26 protein-coding genes are annotated in these 26,002 nt (G+C 52.8%); 3 read left to right on the top strand and 23 right to left on the bottom strand.

Annotated features, from left to right (window positions below; all coding sequences use genetic code 11):
* Positions 1-3 precede the first annotated feature (3 nt).
* The 6 genes from cysA to OGY15_RS07320 all read right to left on the bottom strand — a co-directional run bounded on the left by cysA (position 4) and on the right by OGY15_RS07320 (position 5,595).
* A complete protein-coding gene (gene cysA / locus OGY15_RS07345) occupies positions 4-1,101 on the bottom strand; it encodes a sulfate/thiosulfate ABC transporter ATP-binding protein CysA (protein WP_151217610.1) in 1,098 nt (365 codons plus the stop codon).
* Positions 1,091-1,966: a sulfate/thiosulfate ABC transporter permease CysW gene (cysW, locus tag OGY15_RS07340; RefSeq protein ID WP_086550289.1), complete on the bottom strand. Its 876-nt coding sequence runs from the start codon at positions 1,964-1,966 to the stop codon at positions 1,091-1,093. Before cysW ends, cysA begins: the two co-directional genes overlap by 11 nt.
* Positions 1,966-2,799, bottom strand: a complete 834-nt coding sequence (gene cysT, locus OGY15_RS07335) for a sulfate/thiosulfate ABC transporter permease CysT (protein ID WP_006683552.1) — start codon at positions 2,797-2,799, stop codon at positions 1,966-1,968. The genes cysW and cysT overlap by 1 nt, the downstream gene beginning before the upstream one ends.
* On the bottom strand, positions 2,800-3,816 hold the full coding sequence (gene cysP, locus OGY15_RS07330) for a sulfate ABC transporter substrate-binding protein (protein WP_210904495.1): 1,017 nt from the start codon (positions 3,814-3,816) through the stop codon (positions 2,800-2,802).
* Positions 3,817-3,973: 157 nt separating this feature from the next.
* Positions 3,974-4,765 carry an SDR family oxidoreductase UcpA gene (gene ucpA, locus OGY15_RS07325; RefSeq protein WP_103771634.1) on the bottom strand — a complete coding sequence of 264 codons (792 nt, stop codon included), beginning with the start codon at positions 4,763-4,765 and terminating at the stop codon, positions 3,974-3,976.
* Positions 4,766-4,938: 173 nt separating this feature from the next.
* Positions 4,939-5,595: a FadR/GntR family transcriptional regulator gene (locus OGY15_RS07320; RefSeq protein WP_151217613.1), complete on the bottom strand. Its 657-nt coding sequence runs from the start codon at positions 5,593-5,595 to the stop codon at positions 4,939-4,941.
* 144 nt (positions 5,596-5,739) lie between these two features.
* Here OGY15_RS07320 and OGY15_RS07315 point away from each other — a divergent pair, with 144 nt between their 5' ends.
* A complete protein-coding gene (locus OGY15_RS07315) occupies positions 5,740-7,056 on the top strand; it encodes an anaerobic C4-dicarboxylate transporter family protein (RefSeq protein ID WP_187253526.1) in 1,317 nt (438 codons plus the stop codon).
* A gap of 123 nt (positions 7,057-7,179) precedes the next feature.
* Here the strand turns inward: OGY15_RS07315 and OGY15_RS07310 are convergent, their stop codons facing one another.
* The 6 genes from OGY15_RS07310 to OGY15_RS07285 form a co-directional block, all read right to left on the bottom strand.
* Positions 7,180-8,496 carry an anaerobic C4-dicarboxylate transporter family protein gene (locus OGY15_RS07310; protein ID WP_187258625.1) on the bottom strand — a complete coding sequence of 439 codons (1,317 nt, stop codon included), beginning with the start codon at positions 8,494-8,496 and terminating at the stop codon, positions 7,180-7,182.
* A 62-nt stretch (positions 8,497-8,558) separates the two neighbouring features.
* On the bottom strand, positions 8,559-9,935 hold the full coding sequence (argH, locus tag OGY15_RS07305; protein ID WP_187258624.1) for an argininosuccinate lyase: 1,377 nt from the start codon (positions 9,933-9,935) through the stop codon (positions 8,559-8,561).
* A 448-nt stretch (positions 9,936-10,383) separates the two neighbouring features.
* Complete coding sequence (gene yfeX / locus OGY15_RS07300; protein ID WP_151217617.1) at positions 10,384-11,283, bottom strand: porphyrinogen peroxidase; 900 nt, start codon at positions 11,281-11,283, stop codon at positions 10,384-10,386.
* 93 nt (positions 11,284-11,376) lie between these two features.
* Positions 11,377-11,952 (bottom strand): RpoE-regulated lipoprotein, encoded by a 576-nt coding sequence (locus OGY15_RS07295; RefSeq protein WP_151217619.1) that lies wholly within the window; start codon positions 11,950-11,952, stop codon positions 11,377-11,379.
* Positions 11,953-12,011: 59 nt separating this feature from the next.
* On the bottom strand, positions 12,012-12,461 hold the full coding sequence (locus OGY15_RS07290; RefSeq protein ID WP_187258623.1) for a DUF2919 domain-containing protein: 450 nt from the start codon (positions 12,459-12,461) through the stop codon (positions 12,012-12,014).
* A complete protein-coding gene (locus tag OGY15_RS07285; protein ID WP_003038048.1) occupies positions 12,448-12,873 on the bottom strand; it encodes a GNAT family acetyltransferase in 426 nt (141 codons plus the stop codon). Before OGY15_RS07285 ends, OGY15_RS07290 begins: the two co-directional genes overlap by 14 nt.
* A gap of 211 nt (positions 12,874-13,084) precedes the next feature.
* On the opposite strand from OGY15_RS07285, the gene amiA reads away from it, so the two are divergent.
* The gene (gene amiA / locus OGY15_RS07280; protein WP_005121924.1) at positions 13,085-13,954 is read left to right on the top strand and encodes an N-acetylmuramoyl-L-alanine amidase AmiA; all 870 of its coding nucleotides are present in this window, start codon (positions 13,085-13,087) and stop codon (positions 13,952-13,954) included.
* 2 nt (positions 13,955-13,956) lie between these two features.
* Positions 13,957-14,856, top strand: coding sequence for an oxygen-dependent coproporphyrinogen oxidase (gene hemF, locus OGY15_RS07275; RefSeq protein WP_286538885.1), 900 nt, complete (start codon positions 13,957-13,959; stop codon positions 14,854-14,856).
* 88 nt (positions 14,857-14,944) lie between these two features.
* On the opposite strand, the gene eutR is transcribed toward hemF, so the two are convergent.
* Genes eutR through eutN form a run of 11 tightly spaced genes read right to left on the bottom strand, consistent with a single transcriptional unit; the run spans position 14,945 to position 25,932 of the window.
* A complete protein-coding gene (eutR, locus tag OGY15_RS07270) occupies positions 14,945-15,997 on the bottom strand; it encodes an HTH-type transcriptional regulator EutR (protein ID WP_005121920.1) in 1,053 nt (350 codons plus the stop codon).
* 48 nt (positions 15,998-16,045) lie between these two features.
* Positions 16,046-16,576: an ethanolamine utilization microcompartment protein EutK gene (gene eutK, locus OGY15_RS07265; protein ID WP_151217621.1), complete on the bottom strand. Its 531-nt coding sequence runs from the start codon at positions 16,574-16,576 to the stop codon at positions 16,046-16,048.
* An 11-nt stretch (positions 16,577-16,587) separates the two neighbouring features.
* On the bottom strand, positions 16,588-17,247 hold the full coding sequence (gene eutL / locus OGY15_RS07260; protein ID WP_040233508.1) for an ethanolamine utilization microcompartment protein EutL: 660 nt from the start codon (positions 17,245-17,247) through the stop codon (positions 16,588-16,590).
* A 9-nt stretch (positions 17,248-17,256) separates the two neighbouring features.
* On the bottom strand, positions 17,257-18,147 hold the full coding sequence (gene eutC, locus OGY15_RS07255) for an ethanolamine ammonia-lyase subunit EutC (protein ID WP_003038033.1): 891 nt from the start codon (positions 18,145-18,147) through the stop codon (positions 17,257-17,259).
* A gap of 20 nt (positions 18,148-18,167) precedes the next feature.
* Complete coding sequence (gene eutB, locus OGY15_RS07250; RefSeq protein WP_003038029.1) at positions 18,168-19,529, bottom strand: ethanolamine ammonia-lyase subunit alpha; 1,362 nt, start codon at positions 19,527-19,529, stop codon at positions 18,168-18,170.
* 11 nt (positions 19,530-19,540) lie between these two features.
* Complete coding sequence (eutA, locus tag OGY15_RS07245) at positions 19,541-20,944, bottom strand: ethanolamine ammonia-lyase reactivating factor EutA (protein ID WP_151224069.1); 1,404 nt, start codon at positions 20,942-20,944, stop codon at positions 19,541-19,543.
* Complete coding sequence (eutH, locus tag OGY15_RS07240) at positions 20,941-22,173, bottom strand: ethanolamine utilization protein EutH (protein WP_286538884.1); 1,233 nt, start codon at positions 22,171-22,173, stop codon at positions 20,941-20,943. The genes eutA and eutH overlap by 4 nt, the downstream gene beginning before the upstream one ends.
* Positions 22,174-22,200: 27 nt before the next feature.
* Complete coding sequence (eutG, locus tag OGY15_RS07235) at positions 22,201-23,388, bottom strand: ethanolamine utilization ethanol dehydrogenase EutG (RefSeq protein ID WP_187253533.1); 1,188 nt, start codon at positions 23,386-23,388, stop codon at positions 22,201-22,203.
* Positions 23,378-24,217 (bottom strand): ethanolamine utilization protein EutJ, encoded by an 840-nt coding sequence (gene eutJ, locus OGY15_RS07230; RefSeq protein ID WP_151217623.1) that lies wholly within the window; start codon positions 24,215-24,217, stop codon positions 23,378-23,380. The genes eutG and eutJ overlap by 11 nt, the downstream gene beginning before the upstream one ends.
* 12 nt (positions 24,218-24,229) lie before the next feature.
* Complete coding sequence (locus tag OGY15_RS07225; RefSeq protein ID WP_005121910.1) at positions 24,230-25,633, bottom strand: aldehyde dehydrogenase family protein; 1,404 nt, start codon at positions 25,631-25,633, stop codon at positions 24,230-24,232.
* 11 nt (positions 25,634-25,644) lie between these two features.
* Positions 25,645-25,932, bottom strand: a complete 288-nt coding sequence (gene eutN / locus OGY15_RS07220; RefSeq protein ID WP_005121909.1) for an ethanolamine utilization microcompartment protein EutN — start codon at positions 25,930-25,932, stop codon at positions 25,645-25,647.
* Between the last annotated feature and the right edge of the window lie 70 nt (positions 25,933-26,002).

Here is a 26,002-nt window from a genome sequence, read left to right as displayed (position 1 = left end):
CTATCAGGCACTTTGCGCCAGAGCAAGTTCCTCTTCACGCGTTTCAATGCGCTGGTCGCCGTTATACAGACGTGCATTTTGCAGCCCAACAAACAGGCGCTCGCCGCGACTCGGGGAATCATCCCCCTGCATGACCACCGTCAGTGGTTCGTTATACCACCCCAACGGTTGCACAACTAATTGGGTGTAGTGACCTTTCGGACTGGCTTCCAGCACCTGAACCGGCAGCGGTGAATCAAGACTGGTACGGCGGCTGACGTCGACTTCCCACGGACGCAGGAACAGATCCACCGGTCCCTGATAGCCTGGCGTATAGCCCAGCGGCCAGCGGTGTGCGCCGACGTGGAATTGTCCACCGCGAATCGTCCCCTGCAGGCGGTTAACCTCGCCCATAAACTCCAGCACAAAACGGGTAGCCGGTTCGCGCCATACCAGATCGGGCGCATCAGCCTGTTCGATATGGCCCTGGCTCATCACCACCACGCGGTCTGCAACTTCGGTCGCTTCCTCCTGATCGTGAGTAACAAACACGCTGGTGAACTTCAGCTCTTCATGCAACTGACGCAGCCAGCGACGCAGCTCTTTACGTACCTGAGCATCGAGCGCGCCAAACGGCTCGTCGAGCAGCAGGATCTGCGGCTCTACCGCCAGCGCACGCGCCAACGCCACACGCTGTTTTTGCCCGCCGGAAAGCTGCGCCGGGAAACGGTCAGCCAGATGAGCCAATTGAACCATCTCCAGCAGTTGGGTAACTTTTGCTTTGATAGCCGCCGCATTCGGACGCTCACGCCGTGGCAGAACCGTCAGGCCAAAAGCGATGTTGTCGAAAACGCTCATATGGCGAAACAGCGCATAATGCTGGAACACGAATCCCACCTTACGGTCGCGGGCATGCAGACGACTGACGTCAGTACCGTGAAAACGGATATGCCCGCTGGACTGATGCTCCAGCCCGGCAATGATGCGTAGCAGCGTGGTTTTACCCGAGCCGGATGGCCCCAGAAGCGCGACCATCTGACCCGAAGGAATATCCAGCGAGATATCGTTCAGCACCTGGGTGCGACCAAAAGACTTCTTAATATTGGCAATCTCAATGCTCATGATTTTCCTCCTGCTGCGCGCGTTTCTCCTGGTTTTCCAGGCGCCATTGCAACATGCTCTTCAAAAACAGGGTAATAATCGCCATCAGCGTTAATAACGCCGCAGCGGTAAAAGAGCCGACGGTGTTGTAGTCCTGCTCCAGTAATTCAATCTGTAGCGGCAGGGACAAGGTTTCGCCGCGAATCGAGCCGGAAACCACCGATACCGCACCAAACTCACCAATCGCACGGGCGTTGGTCAGCACCACGCCGTACAGCAACGCCCAACGAATATTCGGCAACGTCACGCGGCGGAACATCTGCCAACCGGACGCGCCAAGCAGAACCGCCGCTTCGTCTTCATTGCTGCCCTGGCTTAACATCACCGGCACCAATTCACGCACCACAAACGGACAGGTGACGAATACTGTGACCAGCACCATTCCCGGCCAGGCAAACATAATTTGCAGATTGTGTTCATCCAGCCATCCCCCCAGCGGACCGTTAGAGCCGTAAAACAGCAGATACACCAGGCCGGCGACCACTGGTGAGACGGCAAACGGAATATCCAGTAAGGTCAGCAATAGCTGACGTCCAGGGAAGTTAAAACGGGTCACCAGCCACGCCAGCAACACGCCAAACACCAGGTTCACTGGTACAGCAATCAGCGCAATCAGCACCGTCAGCCAGATAGCGTGCAGCATGTCCGGGTCGGCCAGATTCTGTAATACCGGCATTAATCCCTTGCTGAACGCCTGCACGAAGATGTAAATCATCGGCACCAGCAAAATAAACGCTGACACCAGCATGCCAGTCCCGATCAGAAACCATTTCCCCCAGTTGATGCGGGGTGCGCCATAGTGTTTCAATTGAGTAATGTCTGCCATCAGTGACCTACCACGCGTCGACCAAAGCGACTTTGCAGGGTGTTAATCGAAAACAGCAGCAGCAATGACGCCCCGAGGATCACAGAGGCAATCGCGCTGGCGGCCGGGTAGTCAAACTCCTGTAACCGAACAAAAATCATCAGCGAGGTCACTTCCGTTTTCCATGCGATGTTCCCAGCGATAAAGATAACCGCGCCAAACTCACCGAGGCTGCGGGTAAACGAAAGCGCAACGCCCGCCACCAGCGCAGGAGACAGCTCCGGCAGCACCACTTTACGAAAGCTCTGCCAGCGCGTGGCACCGAGCGTTTCTGCGGCTTCTTCATATTCCGGGCCTAACTCTTCCAGCACAGGCTGCACGGTTCGCACCACAAACGGAATGCTGGTAAACGCCATCGCCACCGCGATACCGAGCCAGGTGTAGGTCACCTTGATATCAAACTTCGCCAGCCACTCACCGTAGAAACCGTTGACCGAAAACAACGACGCCAGCGTCAGACCTGCTACCGCCGTTGGCAACGCAAACGGCAGATCCATCAACGCATCCAGCAGCGTACGGCCCGGAAAGCGATAGCGGGTCAAGATCCACGCCATCAGCAAGCCAAACACGCCGTTGAAAATCGATGCCACAAATGCCGACAGCAGCGTCACTTTATAAGCCGCTACCACCTGCGGGTTGGTAATTACATCCCAGTATTGTGCCCAGCTCATTTGCGCCAATTGCATCACCAGCGCGCTAAGCGGCAGCAGCAATATCAGGCAGACAAAAAGTAAGCTGGTGCCCAGGCTTAAGGTGAAGCCAGGCAGCACGCGTCGGGAAGAAACAGCAAACATTTACTTACGCCCCGCCGCCAACAGTTTGTCCAGTTCACCGCCGCTGACAAAGTGCGTTTTCATGACCTCAGGCCATGAACCAAACTTGTCTTCCACGCGGAAAAGTTCGGTCTGCGGGAATTTATCTTGCTGTTTGTCCATCACCTGCGGGTTATTCACGCGGTAATAGAAATCGGTAATGATGGTTTGCGCCTGTGGGCTGTACAACCAGTTCAGGTACGCTTTCGCCGCTTTTTCAGTCCCGTTGGCCTGCACGTTTTTATCTACCCAGGCTACCGGAAATTCGGCGAGGATATTGGTTTTCGGGATAACGACTTCGAAACCCTGCGCTTCATACTGTTTACGAATGTTGTTCACTTCTGATTCGAAGCTGATCAGCACATCGCCCAATCCGCGCTCTGCAAAAGTGGTGGTAGCACCGCGACCGCCGGTATCAAACACTTCGACGTTTTTCAGAAACTGGGTCATGAACTGTTCGGTTTTGGCTTTATCGCCACCGTCCGCTTTATCCGCAGCGCCCCACGCCGCAAGATAGGTATAGCGCGCGTTACCGGAGGTTTTGGGGTTCGGGAAAATCAGTTTCACATCAGAACGCACAAGGTCATTCCAGTCATGAATGTTTTTCGGGTTCCCCTTACGCACCAGGAAACCCATGGTGGAATAGAACGGCGAGCTGTTATTCGGCAGACGACTTTGCCAGTCGGCGGGGATCAGTTTGCCTTTGTCATGCAGGATCTGCACATCGGTGACCTGGTTATAGGTCACCACATCGGCTTTCAGCCCTTGCAGAATCGCCAACGCTTGTTTTGATGACCCGGCATGTGATTGTTTAATCGTCAGTTTATCACCGCCATTATCCTTCGCCCATTGCTGTTCAAACGATGGATTAAGGGCGGCAAAAAGCTCACGTGAAACATCATATGAACTGTTCAGCAGTTCCGTTGCCTGCGCCTGCCCCACCAGCAATAGCATTGCAGCCAGCGTCAGGGTTCTTTTTTTCAGTAAGTTAACGGCCATTGCGCACCCTTATAAATTTAATGACTTTCTATTTGCCATCATATTTATAACCAGCGCTAAAGGAGTAACGGTTTTATATACCGTTTGATGATTTGAAAGTTGAAAAGAGAATAAGAGGTACCTCCTCCCCTGCACATGGGGAGGAGACCGGCATCAATCAGACGCCGACGCTAACGCTCTCAGGCAGGGTGCTGCCGCCATCAATCACGTTTTGCGTGCCAGTTAAGTAACTGGACTCATCCGACGCCAGAAACGCCGCCAGTTCACCGACTTCGAGCGGGCAGGCCAAACGGCGCATCGGGATCGCTTTCGCCATTTCGACTAATACGGATTCAGGATCTTCCGGGTTAGATTGACGCGCGATATTCTCTGCCATCGGCGTACGAACGTAGCCCGGGCAAATAGCATTAACGCGAATACCGGACTGCGCGTATTCCACCGCCAGGGATTTGGTCAAACCGATGATCGCGGCTTTCGACAGCGCATAGGCCGTCTCACCCGGATCGGCAACCATATCGCCAGTCACTGATGACATCATTACGATACGCCCATCTTTGCGCGCAATCATCTCCGGCAGAACGGCTTTCGTCACGTTCCAGACACCTTTAATGTTGATATCAATGTGGAAATCGCGATCTTCATCGCTCATATCAAGGAAGTTGCCGAGGCGACAAACCCCCGCATTGTTGACCAGAATATCGATTTTGCCTTCAATCTTCTTCGCGCGTTTCACCGCGGCGGTAACAGAAGCAAAATCTCTGACGTCAGCGTGAACCGCCGTACAACGGTGGCCGCGTCCAGCCAGTTCATCCGCCAGTTTTTCAATCTCATCGGAGATATCCAGCAGGATTAAGTTCGCGCCATGGCGGGCAAACGTTCTGGCAATCCCTTCGCCAATACCCTGAGATGCGCCCGTAATCAATGCTGTTTTGCCCGTGAGTTTTCCCATTTCAATATTCTCCTTTTGAATATGAAGCCTTCGCTTCATTCACGCAGAAGATACAGCAATAACAAATTAGTGCTGAGGAATAGCTCACTAAATCAGGTTAATCTCAGGTAAAAAAATCCCCGACGGTGCGGGGACTCAACAACATTCACGATCTGAACAGATGAACAGAGGACCTACAGCCTTTTTTCCAGCAAATGTGCTCTCATCAACTCAGATGCCATCTGTGCATCCCCTTTTTTGATATGAAGCAGTATTTCTCTCTGTTTTGTCGCCGTATCAAGAAAATACTGACGATCGTTAGCAGGTAGCGACTCCCTGGTTTTCTCGAAATAAGTAATCAAAACATCAGAGAAAACCTGAAGCACCCGGTTACCACTCGCCTGAAGCAACAGTAAATGAAAATCCCTGTCGTGACGATCGGCCACCAGCGGGTTATCAGCATTTTCTTCGATGAGCCTTAACTCACTCTCCAGTTTAGAGAGCATTGCCGGGAAAATTCTGCGCGTTGCCAGAGGGATAATCGCACACTCAATCAGGATCCTTGCCTCTGTAAATTCTGTGATATCAAACCCGGACAAATCAAACTGCATTAGCAACTGGTTATTTATGTTGTGCTGTTCCAAATTTTTCAAGACGCTGCCACGACGGGGAGAGCGTTCAAGCATTCCCATCTGAACCAGTGTGCTGAGCGCCTGACGAACTTTATATCTTGATGTATTAAATCGAACAGCAAGTTCAGTCTCAGTTTCAATGCGACCATCTGCATCACGGTTAGCATCATCAAGCAGATAATTTTTAATACTTTCAAATAGTTCGTTTTTGTTATCCATAAACACTCTCTGATTAAAGAGCAACAAAACTCATGAGTATAAATAATCTAATAAGTTAGATTGCTTAATATACTGTTATGGTAAGATTATAGCCCCTATTATTCAAATTATATCAAGCTATTTGTTAATAAAAAGGAATTAATTATGGTGTTATTCGTAACTCAGTTTGCGATAGTGCTTATATGTATCGGTATAGGTGGGCGTTTTGGCGGGATTGGCCTGGGGGCTGCAGGCGGGTTAGGACTCGCTATCCTGACTTTTGGTTTTGGACTCCCGCCCGACTCACCTCCTATAACTGTTATTTCTATTATCCTTGCTGTTATCACTTGTATCACAATTCTCCAGGCTGCTGGCGGGCTTGATTTATTCGTTACGATGGCTGAACGGATCCTCAGAAAGTGGCCGGGCGCTATCACTTTTCTCGGACCAGCAGTCGCTTACCTTTTCACTGCAATCTGCGGAACTGGATATGTTGCCTTTTCCGTTTATCCAGTAATTGCAGAAATTGCAGCAGATGCGAGGGTACGGCCAGAAAGAGCTATGTCGATGTCAGTCATCGCTGCCAATTTTGGGCTCATTGCCAGCCCAGTCAGTGCGGTCGTGACAGGGACAATTGCAGTTCTTGCTGGATTACATGTCTCTGCTTTAGATATCTTGTTAGTCACCATTCCCGGAACTTTCCTTGGCTGTCTTGTCGGCTGCCTGTTCGTCTTTAAAAGAGGTCACGAGCTTAGCAGCGATCCGGAATTCCAACGCAGAGTTGCTGAAGGTGAGTTCGAGTCGATAAAAGCTGAAGAGCGAGCAGCCAGCATAGTGACTAAAGAGGCCAAGAGAGGATTACTGATTTTTCTTATCGGGATCATCCTGGTCGTGCTTATGGGTTCAATTCCTGAACTACGTCCTGAATGGAATAACGGCACAGGGATGGAGCGTATGAGTATCCCAACCACGCTGCAAATAGTTATGCTGACAACAGCATGTATTATTATGATGGTGTGTCGAATTTCTCCTTCAAAACTTGATTCAGGTTCTGTTTTCAAAGCCGGCCTTGTGGGTGTTGTCGCCATATTTGGTCTGTCATGGATGATGAACTCCTTTTTTGAAGCATGGCACGAATTATTTAACACGGCTTTCCACGATTTTCAGAATCCAGTATTGTTCGGCATTATTGTTTTTGGGCTTTCTGCCGTAATTTATAGCCCAGCGGCAACTGCTGTAGCATTACTCCCCGCAGGCGTGTTAATGGGATATCCGGCAGAAACTTTGGTCGCCCTGCTCCCACTAACCTGTGGATCATTCATTATTCCGGGGGGAGCACAGATTGGCTGTGTGGCGTTTGATCGTACTGGGACAACTCGAATTGGCAAGTATGTGGTTAATCACAGCTATATGCTACCCGGCCTTGTTACCGTTGTCGCATCAACGCTTTTTTGCTTCCTTTTTTCCAGTATGCTGATGTAGCGCGGTAGAGTAATTAAATAGAGCTAATAACTACTTGTTTTGGCATCCCCCTTGATTCAGTTCAGAGAGGATGCCATTACGTCCTTCTCAATATTACTACTGTCATTTCCCACAGAATGCGCTCTACAGGACAACCTGAGCAATTAAGTAGGCAAAAATTACCTGAGAGATAACCATCACAAAACCCGGACGAATGTAGCTATGATTGACAACAAAACGTCCAATCTTTGTCGTGCCTGTTCGGTCAAATGCAACGCAACCGATTTGATTGGCGCCCGGTATAATAAAATCACCACAGGTACAGGCAAAAATGGCGATAAGATACGGTGCTGGTATTCCCAGGGTAACACCTAGTGGCATGATGGCGGCAACCGTCGCCGCAGGGCTCATAATGACCAGAGAGAACAAGAACACAACCACACCAAAAAGCATCGGTGCGCCATTTACCATACCACCAAAGACCTTAATCAATTCTGGCTGATAAGCATCAAAAAACGTTGCCGTCATCCATGAAACGCCAAGTATTGCAACCACCCCCATTAAACCAGCACGGAATACTGAGCCACTGTTCAAGGTACTACTTGGTACTTTACTGACAATCATAATAAACAAAGCAGCTGTCAGCATAATCATTTGAATAACCATCGGGGTTGACAGTCTTTTTCCATCCCAGGAAGGGAGTAACCCGGTAAAAGAACCTAAAATTAGAACCAGCACCACCCCAATCGCAAAGATAACGACCCCTTTTTTTGCGCCCGCTGAAGCAACATATTCTTTTTTCTGCGCAGTATGCATGAACTCATATTCACCAGCGGCAACACGCCTCTGAAACTCAGGATCATCCTCCAGCTCTTTTCCTCGTTTGTAAACTGAAAAGCTGGTAACAATGGCAGCCATAAAAAATGAAGGAAGAGCAATAGCCAGTATTTGTCCAAGGCTAATTCCAGCATATTCATGCAGAATAGCCAGCATCCCCGCTGTTGCTGCACTCATCGGGCTGGCGGCAACCGCGACACTAGCCGCTATAACTGTTGCTGATAACGCTCGCTCCGGGCGGACCTTAGCTTCAGCGGCAACCTCAGCGACGACCGGATACAAAGAGAATGCAACGTAAGTGGTCCCGCAGAATAACGTAAATATTGAAGTCAGTATTGGAGCAACAAAAGTAATAGCTTGTGGCTTTTTACGGAGTAATTTTTCAGCCACGCGCACAAGATAATCAAGTCCACCAGCAGCCTGTAATACACTGACTGCGCCAATAACACAAATAATAATTAACATTGCAGTAATAGATGGTGTGGAGGGCTTAAGTCCAAAACCCAGAACTAATATTGCAACACCAAGTCCGCCCCCAGCACCAAGTCCCATTCCGCCATAACGCCCGCCGATACCAATACAAGCGAGCACAATAAACAATTGTAAAAAAAACAAAGCATCCATTTTTTCACCTCAAAGCCCTCCCGGATATTGCATCCGGGAGATATTAATTATTATGCTTAGGATTAGTTCAGATATGATTTAGCAATTTCGATCTGTTTTTTAACGGCATCCGTTCCTGTTCCGCCATAAGACATCCTTGCTTTAATACAAGCTTCCAGAGATATATTCTCATAAATATCATTTTCAATTTTATTATCAAATGAATGAAATTCATCCATTGTAAGCTCTTCCAGCATTTTTCTATGTTTTATACAGTAATTAACAGCACTACCGACAATATGGTGAGCTTCCCTGAAAGGAATTCCTTTACGAACCAGGTAATCAGCCATATCGGTCGCATTTGAGAAGCCTCTTGCCGCCGCGTTGCGAGTATTCTCAGAAAGAATAACCATTTTATCGAGCATCGGCGCCATAATTTTTAGACTGGTTTGCAAAGTATCCATGGAATCATAGACCTGCTCTTTATCCTCACTCATATCAGTATTATAGGCGAGAGGGATCCCTTTCATAATGGTCAGCATCGCCATTAAATTTCCGTACATCCGACCGCCTTTACCGCGCATTTTTTCAGCCACATCAGGATTTTTCTTCTGTGGCATGATGCTGGAGCCAGTACAGAAATCATCAGAAAGCTCAATAAATTTAAAGTCCTGACTTGAGAATAAAACCAATTCTTCTGACAAACGGGTAAGATGCATAAAGCACATAGCGGCTGCAGCAGTGAATTCAACCATATGGTCACGATCGCTGACAGAATCAATACTATTCTCAGTCGGCTTATCAAAGCCAAGCTGTTGAGCAGTGAAATCACGATCAATAGGGAAAGTCGTACCTGCAAGAGCTGCTGAACCTAAAGGACATTCTCCCATGCGTTGATAAAGGTCTTCAAAACGAGTCCAGTCACGACGTAACATCCAATAATATGCCATGATCCAGTGTGATAAAAGAATAGGCTGACCGGTCTGTAAATGAGTATAGCCCGGCATAATCGCATTAATATTATTTTCAGCTTTATTAATAATAATTTTTTGCAGATGAACAATATCCTGCTGAATCTCACGAATAGTTGATCTCATATGCATTTTAGAATCGACAGTCGTCTGGTCATTACGACTTCGACCTGTATGTAGTTTCCCACCTACAGGACCAATTATTTCGGTCATACGTCTTTCGATTGCCATATGAATATCTTCATCAACAGTGTCAAAAACGAACTGCCCTTCTTCAATTTCTTTACCTACTTGCCTTAACCCGCCAATAATTGCATTCGCTTCATCCTGTGCAATAATCCCCTGACGGCCCAACATAGTTGCGTGGACAATACTCCCTTGAATATCAAAAGGACAGAGGCGTTGTTCCAGCATAATTGTCGCGTTATATGATTCGACCAGCTTATTTGTAGGCATATCAAAACGCCCACCCCATAATTTTGTAGACATAAAACCTCCAATGCACTTTTGTTGCCAAATGGTTAAGAATAAATTCCGTTATTTTTCGCTCATTTTCAGATTACAAGACCATCATTTTAATTGTCAACAAATGAAGGCATTAAATCAATTTATGATGAAATTAATTACACTTATAAGACGTTTTATTTTTATGAATAGAGTAAAAGAATCAGATCTTCGTCACATTTAAGCCGTGATTTAATTCAGATATATTTAGATTTTTTAAAGTAACTATCCGGAACTTATTAATTCAAAAGGGTAGTGTTTAATATCGGTGCTTTAAACAACTAACTGACAGGTAAACAACACTGAACCTGGAATGGGATTTTTTACGATGAGCGTCAATGCGGATGCATCATCTGCATGGCAGACGTTGTGGGGTTCAACAGGTAACTATTTTGTGAAAGATGGCGGCGTAACCGCCATCAGGAATCAAAAATTACAGCGCCATCAGTCGATCCAGGGATGGAGCAAAGTAATAGCCGCCAGTCACCGGTTTGGTGAAACGCAGCATCGCGTCGCGCTTACCGTCTGTATCGCCAAACATGCTCAGCAGCTGCTGCTCAATGTTGTGCAGACGGGCGCAGTATGCGCAGAAATAGAGACCGTGCGTACCGCTGGCGGTGCCGTATGGCAGGCTCTGGCGCACAATTTTCAGCCCTTTACCGTCTTCTTTGAGATCGACGCGGCTCAGGTGAGAGGTAGCCGGGCGCTCGTCGCCGTCGATCTCTTCGTTGGCTTCCTTGGTACGGCCAATCATCATTTCCTGGTCGTGAATGCTCATGCGGTTAAGCTGCTTCAGGTTATGTTCCCAACGCTGCACAAACACATAGCTGCCGCCAGCATCCACGCCATCTTTAATCACTGCGACATCACGACGTGTTTCTTCGCCTGCCGGGTTTTCAGTGCCGTCAACAAAGCCGCTGAGATCGCGCTCCTCAACCCAACGGAAACCGTGGATCTCTTCTTTAACCTCAATGCAATCGCCAAATGCTTCCATTGCCGCCTGCGCGACAGAAAAATTTACGTCATGGCGCAAAGAGAGAATATGGATCAACACATCATATTGGGTCGCCGGCGCCAGACCTTTACCGTAAGGGATAAAGTCTTTTAACTCTTCTGCGCCAACGCCGCCACTCAGTGTACGCCAGGTGTTGTTGCCAAAAGCGACAACCGCGCCCAGATGCGCATCCGGGAACGTAGCTTCAAAGGTTGCCAGCTTATCGGCGAAGATTTTGCTGGCCGCACGCAGGACCTCAACGTCGCCTTTAACATTGGCTTCAATCCAAATCGCCGCACGGCAATGTTCTGGCAAAATGCCACTCTGAACCTGAGACATTGTTCCTCCTGAAAAAAAGATGCCACGACATCGTGGCATTGATTGGCGCTATTCTACCTGTTTTTTTAGTAAGCCGATTTGTTCAGACGCAAATTAACGCTGCCAGATAATTTTGCTTACTTTCCATGCTTTCAGCGTGTCGTCAGACGGCATTAAGCCTTCAGGCCCGCTCCACTCGCCGGAAAAGACATAGCTAATATGCTGACTTCCTTCAGCTTTACATTCAACGCCCGCGCTATCATCGCCGGTTGCTTTCTGACAATGACCAAAGGCTTTAGTGTAAAGCTCGCTAAACGGTGTACCGATTTTGACACCCGCAGAAGACGAAATATCGCTGTCTAATACATCAATACGGTTGATGGTTCCCTGGGTGCCATTGATAACCATCGCGAGCTTGTCATCTTTCATCGCTTCATAGAAACGCACCACATTCCCGTTATCGGTCTTCATTCCGCTGCGCAGACGGTATTCCCCGTCCAGCGCATCAGCAATGGATTTTTCATCCAGCGGTGTCGCGCCCGTTAACGCTCCGACGCCCTGCTCAGTGACCTGCGTTGAAGAACCAAACCAGTTCCACGGATTGGCGGCAGACCAGTTTACTGACGACAACGTTGAACACCCGGTCAGTAGTAGCGGCATCGCGCATAAAGTCAAACGCAGTGATTTCATTTCACTTCCTTCCTTATTTATCAACGTTGCTTGGAGTCCGCTTTCGCCAAAAAGTGCCGTTATTCTTTCTCGAGGGAAAAACAGGCGCGCAAACGTTGATTGGTTAACAGCCAGATCAGCGCGACAATATCCGCCACCAGCAGCGCCAGCCCGACGCCGTTGACCGGATCGCCTCCCAGCCACATCACCGGCTGCCAGCACAACAGCACCAGTTGAGCGAGGATCAGTAATCCGCGCAGCCAGCGCCATATCACAGGAAACGCAAAACGCCTGCCGCTGACTAAAAACGCCAGTACCGCCGGAACGCCGGGAAGTAACCCCAGCCAGAACGCATCATGATCGGGATAAAACAAATTCAGTAATGTATTGCCCTGCTCACGGGAAGAGCCAGCAATGACAAATAGTACCCAGGTGCGTGCCTGCAGCAGCAATACGCACCAGAAGAGAAAAGGCAGGCGCAGACGCCCATGGCTGTCATAGTCGGCCGGATGAAACTCAGTACTCTTCATCTTCGATCAAGCGCTTGCCCAGATTGAGTACATCCGCATGTTCATAGCCCAGACGTTCATACATGCCCTGCACGACATCATTATCGTCACGCACCATGATTTGAATCTTGGGGCAACCGCGGGCAATAAGCTTTTTCTCCAGTCGGTTAAGCAGCGCATTAGCGATGCCGCGACCGCGAAACTCAGGGTGCACGCCAAGATAATAAGCCGAACCGCGATGCCCGTCGTAGCCGCCCATCACCGTACCAACTACCTCGCCGTTCACTTCAGCGACCAGAAACAGGCTGACGTCATGATTGACCTTACGCTCAATGTCCATTTCCGGATCGTTCCATGGACGCAGCAAATCACAGCGCTCCCAGAGGGTGATCACCTCTTCGAAATCTTCCTGGCGAAAAACGCGTATTTCCATGGTATTGGTTACCTTTTCAGGACGTTAAAAAGCGATTATGGCGCGAACGGCTGATTTAGCCAATATCTGACGCGAAGCGGCGGAAAAAATGGCATAATACGGAATTGTCACGTATTGAAATGAAAAGTAAAACAATTCTTATCCCGATCCGTCGCAACGGACAACGCGATACGATATAACGTTTAGAACCTTTTTTTACAACTCAGGCCGTATGAGCACTTTTAAACCACTAAAAACACTCACATCGCGCCGCCAGGTGTTGAAAGCCGGGCTGGCCGCCCTGACGCTGTCAGGCATGTCGCAAGCCATCGCTAAAGAAGAGGCGCTTAAGACCAGCAATGGACACAGCAAACCGAAAGCGAAAAAAGCCGGCGCTAAGCGCGTAGTTGTCCTCGATCCGGGTCACGGCGGGATTGATACCGGCGCAATTGGTCGCAACGGTTCAAAGGAGAAGCACGTGGTACTGGCGATTGCCAAAAACGTGCGCTCGATTCTACGTAACCAGGGGATTGATGCGCGCCTGACCCGCTCCGGCGATACGTTTATTCCGCTGTACGATCGCGTCGAGATCGCCCACAAGCATGGTGCCGATCTGTTCATGTCGATCCACGCCGACGGTTTTACCAATCCGAGCGCCGCAGGTGCGTCGGTCTTTGCGCTGTCTAATCGCGGCGCCAGTAGCGCCATGGCGAAATATCTGTCCGACCGTGAAAACCGGGCCGATGAAGTGGCTGGAAAAAAGACCACCGATAAAGACCATTTGCTGCAGCAGGTATTGTTCGATCTGGTGCAAACCGACACCATTAAAAACAGCCTGACCTTAGGGTCGCATATTCTCAAGAAGATTAAGCCGGTACACCGGCTGCACAGTCGTAGCACTGAACAGGCCGCCTTCGTGGTGCTAAAATCCCCCTCAATTCCGTCGGTACTGGTCGAAACCTCGTTCATTACCAACCCGGAAGAAGAGCGACTGCTGGGCACGACGGCGTTTCGTCAAAAAATCGCTACCGCTATCGCCAATGGCATCATCAGCTATTTCCACTGGTTTGATAACCAGAAAGCACACTCGAAGAAACGTTAATCATGAAGCCCGATGCACAGCGCGTAAAACAGTTCCTGCTCAGCCTGCAGGATGATATTTGTCAGCAGTTATCTGCCGTAGATGGTGCCGGATTCGTTGAAGATAATTGGCAGCGCGAAGCGGGCGGCGGCGGGCGCAGCCGGGTACTGCGTAACGGCGGTATTTTTGAGCAAGCGGGCGTCAACTTCTCCCACGTCCATGGCGATGCAATGCCAGCATCGGCTACCGCCCATCGCCCGGAGCTTGCCGGTCGCAGCTTTGAGGCCATGGGCGTATCGCTGGTGGTGCATCCACAGAATCCTTACATTCCGACCAGCCATGCCAACGTACGGTTTTTTATCGCGGAAAAACCGGGCGCCGACCCGGTGTGGTGGTTTGGCGGCGGCTTTGACTTAACGCCCTACTACGGCTTTGATGAGGATGCAGTTCATTGGCACCGCACGGCGCGGGATCTGTGCCAGCCGTTCGGCGATGACGTTTATCCACGTTACAAGAAGTGGTGCGATGACTACTTCTTTCTCAAACATCGCAACGAACAGCGCGGCATTGGCGGACTTTTTTTCGATGATTTGAATACGCCGAATTTCGATCGCAGCTTCGCCTTTATGCAGGCTGTTGGAAAGGGTTATACCGAGGCGTATTTGCCCATCGTCGAGCGCCGCAAAGCAATGAGCTGGGGCGAGCGTGAACGCAATTTTCAGCTTTATCGTCGCGGACGCTATGTGGAATTTAACCTGGTGTGGGATCGCGGCACATTGTTCGGTCTGCAGACCGGCGGGCGGACGGAATCCATTCTAATGTCGATGCCGCCGCTGGTGCGTTGGGAATATGACTACCATCCGGAAGCGAACAGCCCGGAAGCCGCCCTTAGCGAGTTTATTCAGGTGCGTGACTGGGTGTAATGGCCTGATGGCGCCAGGCTTCTCAGGCCAACAACAGCGCCGCCTCCCAGACCGGATAAGACGCAAGGCATCCGGCATAATAATTTCATCACGCCCACTGGCGCATACGCTGATGCAGCGTCAGCGACGGTTTCTCCGCAAACAGTTGCTGGTAGTCGGTGGCGAACTGCCCTAAATGCCAGAATCCCCACTGCATGGCGGCGTCTTTCACCGTGGTACTTTGTGACCACGGGCTTATCAGCTCGCGACGCACGGCGTTCAGGCGAATGCGTTTTAACCAGGCATTCGGCCCAATACCGAGGATTGCGTGAAAGGCGTTTTGCAACGTCCGGCGACTGACGTGCAGCTGGTTACACAGGTCGAGCACGGTCAGCGGTTCCGACATATTTTCCAGCACGTATTCGCGCGCCCGCGACAGCAAGCGGCGATAGCTCTGATGGCTGATGCTCTCAGCCGTGATTATCGGTTGCGCTTCTTCCAGCATCGTGCCCATTGCCAGCAGCAGGTTATCGCCCAACACTTTACGCACCGCAGGCTGATGGAGATTCGCCGGATTTTCGCTGAACGTTGCCAGCGCCTGCTGTACAAAGCCCCAAAGCGCGGCTTTGTGTTGTTCTTTCACCTCCAGTGCCGACTGGTTGCGCAGCATATGCAGCACCCTTTCCGGGTTATGCAGGAAGTTAGCCTGACGGGCAATCGCCTCTTCTGAAATGACGACACCCAAAATGGTGTAATCATCCGGCGTACTCAGTTCAAACTCTGTCCCACCTGGACGAGTAGCGATTTCAGCACTGCCCAGACACTGGGTGCCGATAAATCCCTGTTCGCCGCGAGTGGCCGGAATACCAAACCAGAATGAGTTCGGCCAGACAAGACACGACTGACGCAGCGCCAGACCGGTGTATTCACGGAACACCTGAATATCGTCGAGCAGGATTTCCGTGAACTCGCCATGAAATTTTCCCGGATGCAATTGGTCGTAGATCTGCTGCCAGGCGGTAATCGTCAGCGCATGCTCATACACATCCGTTGTTCGCCGCTGGTGAACGTTGTCCACCTCCACTTTCGGCGTAAGTTTAACGTCTTCGGGTAATGCTTCATGATAAAGATGGTGCAGGTTAGCAGTACGGGTCTTTTTCATGATCTTTTAAGCCGGAAGCTTCAACGAAGCCCCCGGCCCTCCGACAGGTTAATTTTTTAAGCGATAGCGACTACTGCGTTTACGCAACGCTCCGTCAGAAAAGAGCTGTTCAAGCGCCTTTCTGGCTTCATCAAGTGACCAGCCAAAGTGCGCAGCCACTTCCCCTGCCGTCATTCCTTGACGGACCGATGCCAACAGCGTCAGAAGCTGCGCAGAGGATTCAGAAGCCACCGGGGCACCCTGCGTCTTCTCTGCTTTTACATCTGCTTTCACTTCTGACTTCTGTTCTGGTTTCTTCGGCTGGCGCGTAAAACCGCCGATCAGCCACTGGGTGTCATCTTCTGGCCGCCCTATCTCCTTGCGACTGACAACACGTCCTGTACGCGCTGCGGCTGCGCTTCCGGCGTCCAGCGCTGCACGACACGCGGCCAGATCGCCTTCCACAACCAGAGTCAGCCTGCCAGGATCCAGCACCTGGTGACTGAGCAGACGCACGTTCGCGGCTTTCAGCATGGCATCCGCCGCGTCTACGGCAGCCACCATGCCATCCACTTCCAGTAATCCCAGTGCATTGATCATTGCAACCTCTCTTACGCGCGCTGAACAGGATTACGAGCAATATCCAGAACAGCATCAGCAAAAGCGTTACAGGCAGCTTTACAGGCGGCCTGGCTACCGGTTAAAAATGCCGCTGAGTAGTTGGTTTCTGACGGTGGCGGCACATAGGTGACAATCTGTACATCGGCAGATTTGAGCGCCGCATCAATACCAAATGTTGCTTCCAGCGGCGGTGCAACCAGATACGCCATCGGATCGCCAAGTCGGCATCCTGCGGTCGCCGAGAGATACGAACCGGTACGCGAAACCACGTGCGCGAGGAAAGCGGTATCTTCTGCGTCATTGGCCCACTGGAACGCCGCGCCACTTTCAATATTGGCGACCATCGCATCCAGACCGGCGCGAACTTCTGCCGGGTTAGGTCCACCGAGCATGATCAGCACTTCGCCCGAGGTTGGAGAGGGACTGTGCGCCGCACCGGCATACAGCGAGCGGCCATAAACCACTTCCACCATCGCCTGTTTTGTCGCTTCGTCTGCGGCAATATACGCCACGTCATCAGAATCTGCTGTGATGAGTCCGAGACTACGTATATGTGGCGGTAATTTAAGTTCACGGGCAAAACCGTCATTTACCGAGGCAATCACGCGCATTGCGGTGACTGAAGGTCTAATCAAATCTAATGCGGGCATGATGCCTCCTTAACGGGTCATATTGATGCCGGACGCTTTTTGCTCCAGCATGCGTTTGGCCAAATCTACAATCACCGCCGCCGCTTCAACCGGTGGCGTACCGCCCTGGTGAATATTCGAGATACAGGTACGGTCGGCTTCAACGGTCGTCGCCACGCGCGGCGAATAGACGGCATAGCAAGAAAGACTTTCCGACTGGCCGAGGCCCGGACGTTCACCTACCAGCAGAATCACCGCTTTCGCGCCGAGCAGTTCGCCGATCTGATCTTCGATTTTCACGCGACCATAGCGAACGAAGAACGGGGTTCCGACCTTCAGTCCGGCCTGTTTTAAGCCTGACAACAGCGGTGGGAGAATCTCTTCGTAGTTGGCGGTGATGGCGTCAGTAGACAGGCCATCAGAAATAATCACCTGCACATCCGGATTCATTACACACTGTGATTTCAGTGCTTCAATGGCTTCCGCACTCAGACGACGTCCCATGTCCGGGCGCGTCAGATACAGGTTTTTGTCGCTGATTTCCGAGCGCACTTCCAGTAGTCCCTGGGCTTTTACCCACTCTTCCGGCACTTCTTTCAATACCGTATCTTTCGAACGCGAGTGGTCAGCCAGGAAGCGCAGCAGCGCCTGGGTACGCGGACGAGGACCGGCGCGCCCGGTACATACACGTGCAGCGGTGCTACGGCGCAGTTCGGTCAATACCTCTGCCCGATGCGGATTCTCAACGCCAATCCACGCTTTCGCTTCGGCTGAGCCTAAGTCCATCGCACAGCTTTCACCGGTCGGCGCGGCGCACTGCGTAGTGCTGCATTTCACTTCCGCTGATGGCGCTTGAACCTGCGGCTCCCCCATTGACGCCATTACACTGCGTACAATTTCTTCAATCTGTTTTTGATCCATCGTGTGTCATCCCCGCGTCATCAGAAGAACAGTGACGGATCGCCCGCCCGTTTGGTCAGGCGACCGTTTGCCATAATGCCCATGGTTTCCAGCCAGCGTTCAAACTCCGGCGACGGACGCAGGTTCAGCAACTGGCGCACGGTCGCGGTATCGTGGAATGCGGTGGTCTGATAGTTGAGCATGATGTCGTCGCCGAGCGGCATGCCCATGATGTAGTTGCAGCCAGCGGTGGCGAGCAGAATCATCAGGTTTTCGTTGAGGTTCTGGTCAGCATCCGCGTGGTTGGTGTAGCAGCAGTCACAGCCCATTGAGATGCCGCTCAGCTTGCCCATAAAGTGATCTTCTAAGCCCGCGCGAATAATCTGGCGGTCGTTGTAGAGATACTCCGGCCCGATAAAGCCCACCACGGTGTTCACGAGGAACGGATCGTAGTGACGCGCCAGCCCGTAGTTACGCGCTTCCATCGTCACCTGATCGGCGCCGAAGTTAGCGCCCGCAGAGAGCGCGGAGCCTTGTCCTGTTTCGAAGTACAGGCAGTTTTCCCCGGCTATGCGGTTAAATTCCGCGCCCACTGCACGCGCCTCATCCAGCATCGCCAGCTCAACGCCAAATTCTTTTAAGCCTTTCTCACTGCCGCAGATACTCTGGAAAATCAACCCACCCGGCGCGCCACGACGAATCGCTTCGATCTGGGTGGTAACGTGTGCCAGTACGCAGCCCTGAGTTGGAATATTAAACTTGTCGATAACGCCATACACGGTATCGAGCACACGGCTTAAGTTTTCCACGTCATCCGTTACCGGGTTGACGCCAATTACCGCATCGCCCGCACCAAAGGACAGCCCTTCGTAGATTTGTGCGGCAATACTCTGCACATCATCACGGGTGTCGTTAGGCTGTAAACGGCAACTGAAGGTGCCCGGCAGACCGATGGTAGTGTTGGCCTTTTTGATCACCGGCATTTTCTTACCGCCGTAGATCAGGTCCGCGTTAGAGCAGATTTTTGCTACCGCGGCGACCACTTCCGACGTTAACCCTTTGCGCGTAAACGCAATGTCATCCACGGAGGTTTCATCGCTCAGCACATACTCGCGCAGCTCGCTGATACTCCAGTTCTTGATGCGGTTATAGGCCGTTTCGTTGACGTCATCCTGAATAAGACGCGTCACGCAGTCCTCTTCATAGGAAATCACCGGGTTGTTGCGAATATCCGCTACCGTCATTTCCGACAGCACCTGCTTGGCCGCCACGCGCTCTTGCGAACTGGTTGCTGCCACACCTGCCAGCACATCCCCCGAACGCAGTTCGTTGGCTTTTGCCAGCACCTCTTTAACATCCTTAAACTGATAAACATTGCCGAACAATGTGGTCTTTAGTTTCATAAGTCGTTCCCTCAGGAAGGAAATGCGAGTGATTTCACCGTCACCGGCACAACCGATCCGCCAAAAAGAGGCGTACCAATGTCGATATAGTCCCCCGCCCGGACAACCACCTCATCGATGACCGCCAGCGGGTGTTGCTGTAACTGTGGGCGTAAAAGCATGCCCAGGGCTTTACCAAAATCCTGCTCGGCTACCACCAGCAGGGGATGCGGATTCGGATAGCGCGCGACAAAGGCCAGCAGCGCATCAATCACCGTTAACAGCGCGGCGTAGCGCACCGGTAGCGAACCGGGCAGCGCCAGCACGTAGGCGTCCGTTTGCGGGTCCAGATCGAGCTGCATTAGCGCCTGTTGCCAGGCGGCCACCAGATCAGCCTCATCAACCGGAATCGCCACTGGCAGATTGCGCAGCGGAAGCGCCACACCCTCCAGCCAGATAGTGCTGCCCGAAAGCGACAGCGTATGCGCCCCGGCGCCAATCACCGTGGCGCGCACGGTTTGCGCCGGAAACTGCACGTTCATCTCACGCAGGCGCGGATGTTCATGCAGCGCCGTTGCTAACAGCGGCCCAATGTCGGAAAAACAGAACGGATCGGCAGGTTGGTTGCGGTAGCACTCGCCCACCCCACCGGACAACGTAATCACTTCAGGTTTCACGCCAACCGGTAACAGACCGGTTTGCATCAGCGCCTGCGCCAGCGGTGACAGCGTGCCGTCAATCACCTCCACAATCAGCGCAGCCATCCGCCGGGCCACCAGAACAAGCTGCGCCGCATTGAGGGTTCGGGCATCAGTGCCTGGACCAAATACGTCATCAACAATCATCTGTCCTGGCTGATGCGCATGCACCACGCGCCCTTGACCGTCTGTTTCCAGTAGCCGTCCGCCGACGTTCAGGCAGGCCGAGCCGCTGACTTTTCCCGCGTCGAACAAGACGTAGTTCGACGTACCGCCGCCGATGTCGATATTCAGTACGCGGCACAATTTCTGTTCGGACAGGGTTTGCGCTCCCGCGCCGTGACCGGCAATCACCGATTCCAGATGTGGACCAGCGCTTGCCACCACGAAGTCACCCAGCGACTGGGAGAGCGTCATCACCGCAGGTCGTGCATTGCGGGTTTTGGCGCTTTCCCCGGTAATGATGATCGCACCGGAATCGACGGTCTCTGGGGCAATCCCCGCCGCCTGATACTGGGCGAGGATCAGAGCTTTCAGTTCGGCCTCTTTCAACCCACCCTGCTTATCAACGGGTGTAAAGAACACCGGGCTTTGCCAGCTAATTTCGCGTTTGATGAATTCGTAACGCGGCACCTGCGACACTGCCGCACGATTGACCAGCTCAAGGCGCGAGAAAATTACCTGAGTGGTGGTGGTGCCGATATCGATACCGACGCTGAGTAGCTGGCGGGTATTCACGATTGCGCCTCCGGATTGGTTTCTGCTGGAGCCGGAACATCTTCGTCTTTCGGTACTAACAGCATAGCCACGCCAATCGCCGTCACGCCGCCGACCAGCTTGCCGACAATCATCGGGAAGATCATGGCGTTCATGTTGGCAGCGGCGAAGCCTAAGTGGTCACCCAGGGCGAAGGCCGCAGAGACTGCAAAGGCGCAGTTGATCACTTTGCCGCGGGTATCCATGTTTTTCATCATGCCGAACATCGGGATGTTGTTGGCAAGCGTTGCTACCATACCCGCAGCCGCAATATTATTAACTTTCAACAGGTTGCCAACGCTCATCAGCGGTTTTTCAAACCAGCGGGTCAGCAGCAGCACCATCGGGTAGGCGCCCAGCAGCACACAGGAGATAGAACCGATAACTTCGATGGCGCGCATCACTTCACCCGGCTTATCGCCCGGTGCCATGAAAATAGGATCAAGACCCGGGATTAGCTCCCAGCCGAGCAGGAACTTGATGACTGCCGCCGCCAGACCGAGGGTGATCAGCGCTACCAGGAACTTGGCGAAGATCTGGAAGCCGTTGATCATTTTTTCCGGGATGAATTTCAGTCCCAGCGCCACCAGCACGGCCACGATCAGCACCGGGATCATGTTCATCAGGATCAGTGCAAAGGTGAACTCCACTGGCTGACCGTTTATTTCCACACCGGAGTACATCGCAACCAAACCACCCGCAATACAGCCAATCGGAATGGTGACGATACCGGCCAGCACGCCCAGCGCCAGATAACGACGGTCAGACGGTTCAATAATTCCCAGCGCAACCGGAATGGAGAAGACCAGTGTCGGTCCCATCATCGCGCCGAGAATCAGGCCAGAGTACAACCATGCCGCCACGTCGCCGCCCGCCAGTTCTTTCGCCAGGAAGAAGCCGCCCATATCGCACGCCAGCAGCGTTCCGGCAAACATCGACGGGTTCGCGCCCAGCATTTCGTACAGCGGAATGATTACCGGTCCGAGCACATGCGCCAGTACCGGCGCCAGCGCGGTCATACCGACCATCGCCAGGCCCAGCGCGCCCATTGCCATAAAGCCTTCTTCGAACTGACCGCCCGATCCCTCAATGCTCTTACCAAACTTACCGAGGAAGCGCGCCGAACCGCCGAACTGAGACAGGATCCTGTCCACGGCAGCAATCAGCATAAAGAACATCATGATGTACATGATGATTTCGTTAATTCCCATAGCCTTCACTCCCTGTCATATGTGTATTTATTGTGCCGCCGCATACAACGCGATAATGTCGGCCTGCGTGGCGGTGCGTGGATTACTGCGAATACAAATATCCTCCAGCGCAGCGTTTGCCCATGCGCTGTAATGCTCGGGCTTTGCCCCAACGTCAGAGAGTCGTTTGGTCTGGCCCACTTCGCTAATCAGCTCGCTGACGGCGTTGATGGCATCACGATCGTCCGACTTCTTGTTGGTTAACGCCCGTCCGATGTGGCTGAAACGCTCACGGCACACCATGCGGTTGAACCCCATTACCGTGGGCAGCAGCATGGCGTTAGCTTGTCCGTGCGGGATGTGCAGCGCAGCGCCCGGCTGGTGTGCCATCGCGTGACACAGGCCCAGTCCCGCGCTGGAAAACGCCATTCCCGCCATGCAGGACGCCAGTAACATGCTTTCCCGCGCCGCCAGATCATGGCCGTATCCCACCGCTTTCGGCAGCGATTTACCAATCATCGCAATCGCGCCAATCGCCAGGCTGTCGGTAAACGGCGTCGCGTTTAGCGCGCTATACGCTTCAACGGCATGGGTCAGCGCGTCAATGCCAGTCATTGCCGTCACGTGCGCAGGAACGCCTTCCGTTACCGCGGCATCCAGAATGGCGACGTCTGGCATAAGGGTTGCGTGGGCCAGCACTTTTTTAAGTCCGGTGGCGGCATCAATAATCACCGTAACGTTGGTGGTTTCTGACCCGGTCCCGGCGGTGGTTGGCACGGCAATCAGCGGTAGACGCGGGCGCAGTACACTGTGCTCCGTCATGTCAGCTAGCGTTTGCGTCGGGTTGGTCACCAGCAGCGCCACTGCTTTAGCGGCATCCAGCACAGAGCCGCCACCAAAGGCCACCACGCCATCGCACTTCGATTCACGCAATTGCGCGACCGCCGCGCAGACGTCCGTGATGCACGGTTCGCCGACCGGACATGGCCACAGCGTCATTGCCACGCCTTTCATCGCCAGGCTACGTTCCAGAGCGGCGGTCATCCCCGCCTCATGCAGGAAGCTGTCAACCATGACGAACATATGCGTCAGTCCGCGCGTTTGCGCTTCCTGTCCGCAGGTACTGAGCGCTCCCAGTCCGCATAATGTGACCGGTGGAACGCTGAACGTTTTTACGCGTTGCAGATTCAGTGCATCGAATGCCTGAAAGAGCGCGGTCTGCAATTCAGCTTGCATAGATTCCTTCCGCTTTTACTTTTCCGCTATTGGCAATCGCCAGCGGGGTCATAAACAGACTGTGCTGCGGTAAATGCACCTGCAGCTCCGGGAAACGCTTACGAAACAGCTCATCAACCCCCGGCTGCATACAGGACCCACCGGCCAGCCATAAATCCGTAATCCCTTGTCCGGCAATATGATGGGCGACAATTTCCGCCATCTTTTCGTAAACCGGCTTAACCACCGGCCAGATTTCTTTGCCGTTGCTGCGTTTGAACTGCTCGGCTTCTTCCAGTTGAATACGACGGTTCCCGGCGAGCGTCAGGGAAATGTGGTGCCCACCGGTCGCTTCGTCAGCGGAGTAAGTCACTTTGCCCTGTTTCACAATGGCGATACCGGTCGTTCCACCGCCGATATCGACGACTCCGGCGTTATCAAGCGCCAGCAAATCTGCCACGGCGGTCGGCTCATCCAGCACATGGCTCACCTCAAGCCCGGCGGACTCCAGCACGTTGATGGAGATACGCGGGTCAGTGCCAGGCGGGAATGAGGTAGCCGCATGAGTAAAGCGGCAACCCAGTTGTTGTTCGAGCGTATCGAGATGGCGACGAACAATGGTCACAGCACCGAAGAAATCCCAGACGATGCCATCGCGCACGACGTCGGCCCAGTCCAGACAAACCGCAACCGGCTGCCCTTCGTTGTCGACAACCATCGACACCACATCACAGGTTCCCAAATCAACGCCCAACCACAGCGGTGAATCGCTTGCGGCAGGCGTCTGGTTACACAGCGATGCCGCTTTTTGCAGTCTGGGTGTGAGCCACAGTTGTTCGTCATGCGCCATCTTTTTCACTCCTTATACGATGCGAAACGCATCCACCAGCACACAGCGACGCAGGCGTACAAAAGTGCGCGCACTGGTAACCCCTTCCCCGGTTGGCGTGGTAATGGTCATGGTCGTCCAGCCTTCGCCACCAAGTCCAAGGCCGGCAATGCATGGTCCGTTCTTGACGAAAATGCTGGTGTCGATGGCGTTAGCCATACGGTTCATATTGTCGATGTTGCGTGAGTGCATCGCCGCCGTATGGTGACAACCACCTTCGAGCGTAACGGCCAGCGCAATGGCTTCGTCAACGTTAGCTACCCGCACCACCGGCAGCACCGGCATCATCAGTTCAGTCACAGCAAACGGATGCGTGGCGGAGGTTTCGACGAACAACAAGCGGGTTTGCTCCGGAACGTTCAGGCCGATCGCCGCTGCGATTTTTGCCGCGTCGCGCCCGACCCAGTCACGGCTGACCGTGCCTTTACCGCGCTCATCGACATTTTTCAGTAGTACCGGTTGTAGCTGTTCAGCCTGGGCGGTTGTCAGTTTGACCGCGTGCTGGCCTTCCATCAGACGCATCAGTTCATCAGCAACGCTATCCACGACGATCAACACTTTTTCATCGGCACAGATAATGTTGTTATCAAACGATGCGCCTTTGACGATGGACTGCGCGGCGCGAGTCAGATCGGCCGTTTCATCCACCACCACCGGCGGGTTACCGGCACCTGCGGCAATCAGACGCTTGTTGGTATGCTTACGCGCAGACTCCACCACCGCTTCCCCACCGGTAACGACCAGCAGTCCGATGCCCGGGTACTTGAACAGACGCTGTGCGGTTTCGATATCCGGATTAGCAACGGTTACCAGCAGGTTAGCCGGACCACCCGCGGCGACTACCGCCTGGTTAAGCAGGCCGATCGCGCGCTGAGAAACGCCTTTTGCTGCCGGATGCGGCGCAAAGACGACGCTGTTACCCGCGGCAATCAGGCTGATGGCGTTGTTAATGACGGTCGCCGCCGGGTTGGTGGACGGCGTTACCGAAGCCACCACGCCCCACGGTGCGTTTTCAATCAGCGTCAGGCCGTTATCGCCGGTCAATACCTGTGGAGACAGGCATTCCACGCCTGGGGTGCCACGAGCCTGCGCCACGTTTTTGGCAAATTTATCTTCAACGCGTCCCATGCCGGTTTCACTGACGGCAAATTCCGCTAATTCTCTGGCGTGTTTTTCGCCCGCTTCACGAATGGCGTGAATGGCCAGTTGGCGCATAGCGACGCTTTTCAGCCCCTGCTGAGCCACTTTTGCTGCCGCTACTGCGTCATCCAGGGAGGCAAAGACGCCCATTTCTTGAACGGCACTGACGGGCTGACTGCTGTCTTTCATTTTCAGCAGCACCGCTTTCACGACCTGTTCAATATCCTGTTGATTCATGATTTTCTGCCTTATTTGTGAAATACCACTTTCCCACCTGCCACCACTTCATCGACGATGCCAATCACGCACAGATCGACAGGCGATGAGTCGTTATGGTGCGCCTGGCGGGCTGAGCTTCCACTGACCAGCAGCACCCACTCTCCGGTTCCCGCCCCGATGCTGTCTATCGCAACAGCGCACTGCCCGTCGGGATTTCCCTGGGCATCAATCATTTCCACCATCAGCAACTTGTCGTGCGCGAGCCCCTGATGGCGAACGGTACAAACAATTTGTCCTGTGACGATTGCCAGTTTCATACCCGCCTCCGTGGCATATTTCAGGTAAAACCTCCCCCTACCCTCCGCAGAAGGTAATGTGAAAAGGAGA

Origin of the sequence: Citrobacter sp. Cu231, from assembly GCF_030332265.1 — a bacterium.
Lineage (GTDB): Bacteria > Pseudomonadota > Gammaproteobacteria > Enterobacterales > Enterobacteriaceae > Citrobacter > Citrobacter meridianamericanus.
The sequence above is the reverse complement of the archived record's forward strand: the minus strand, read 5'-3'. Positions and strand labels throughout refer to the sequence as shown.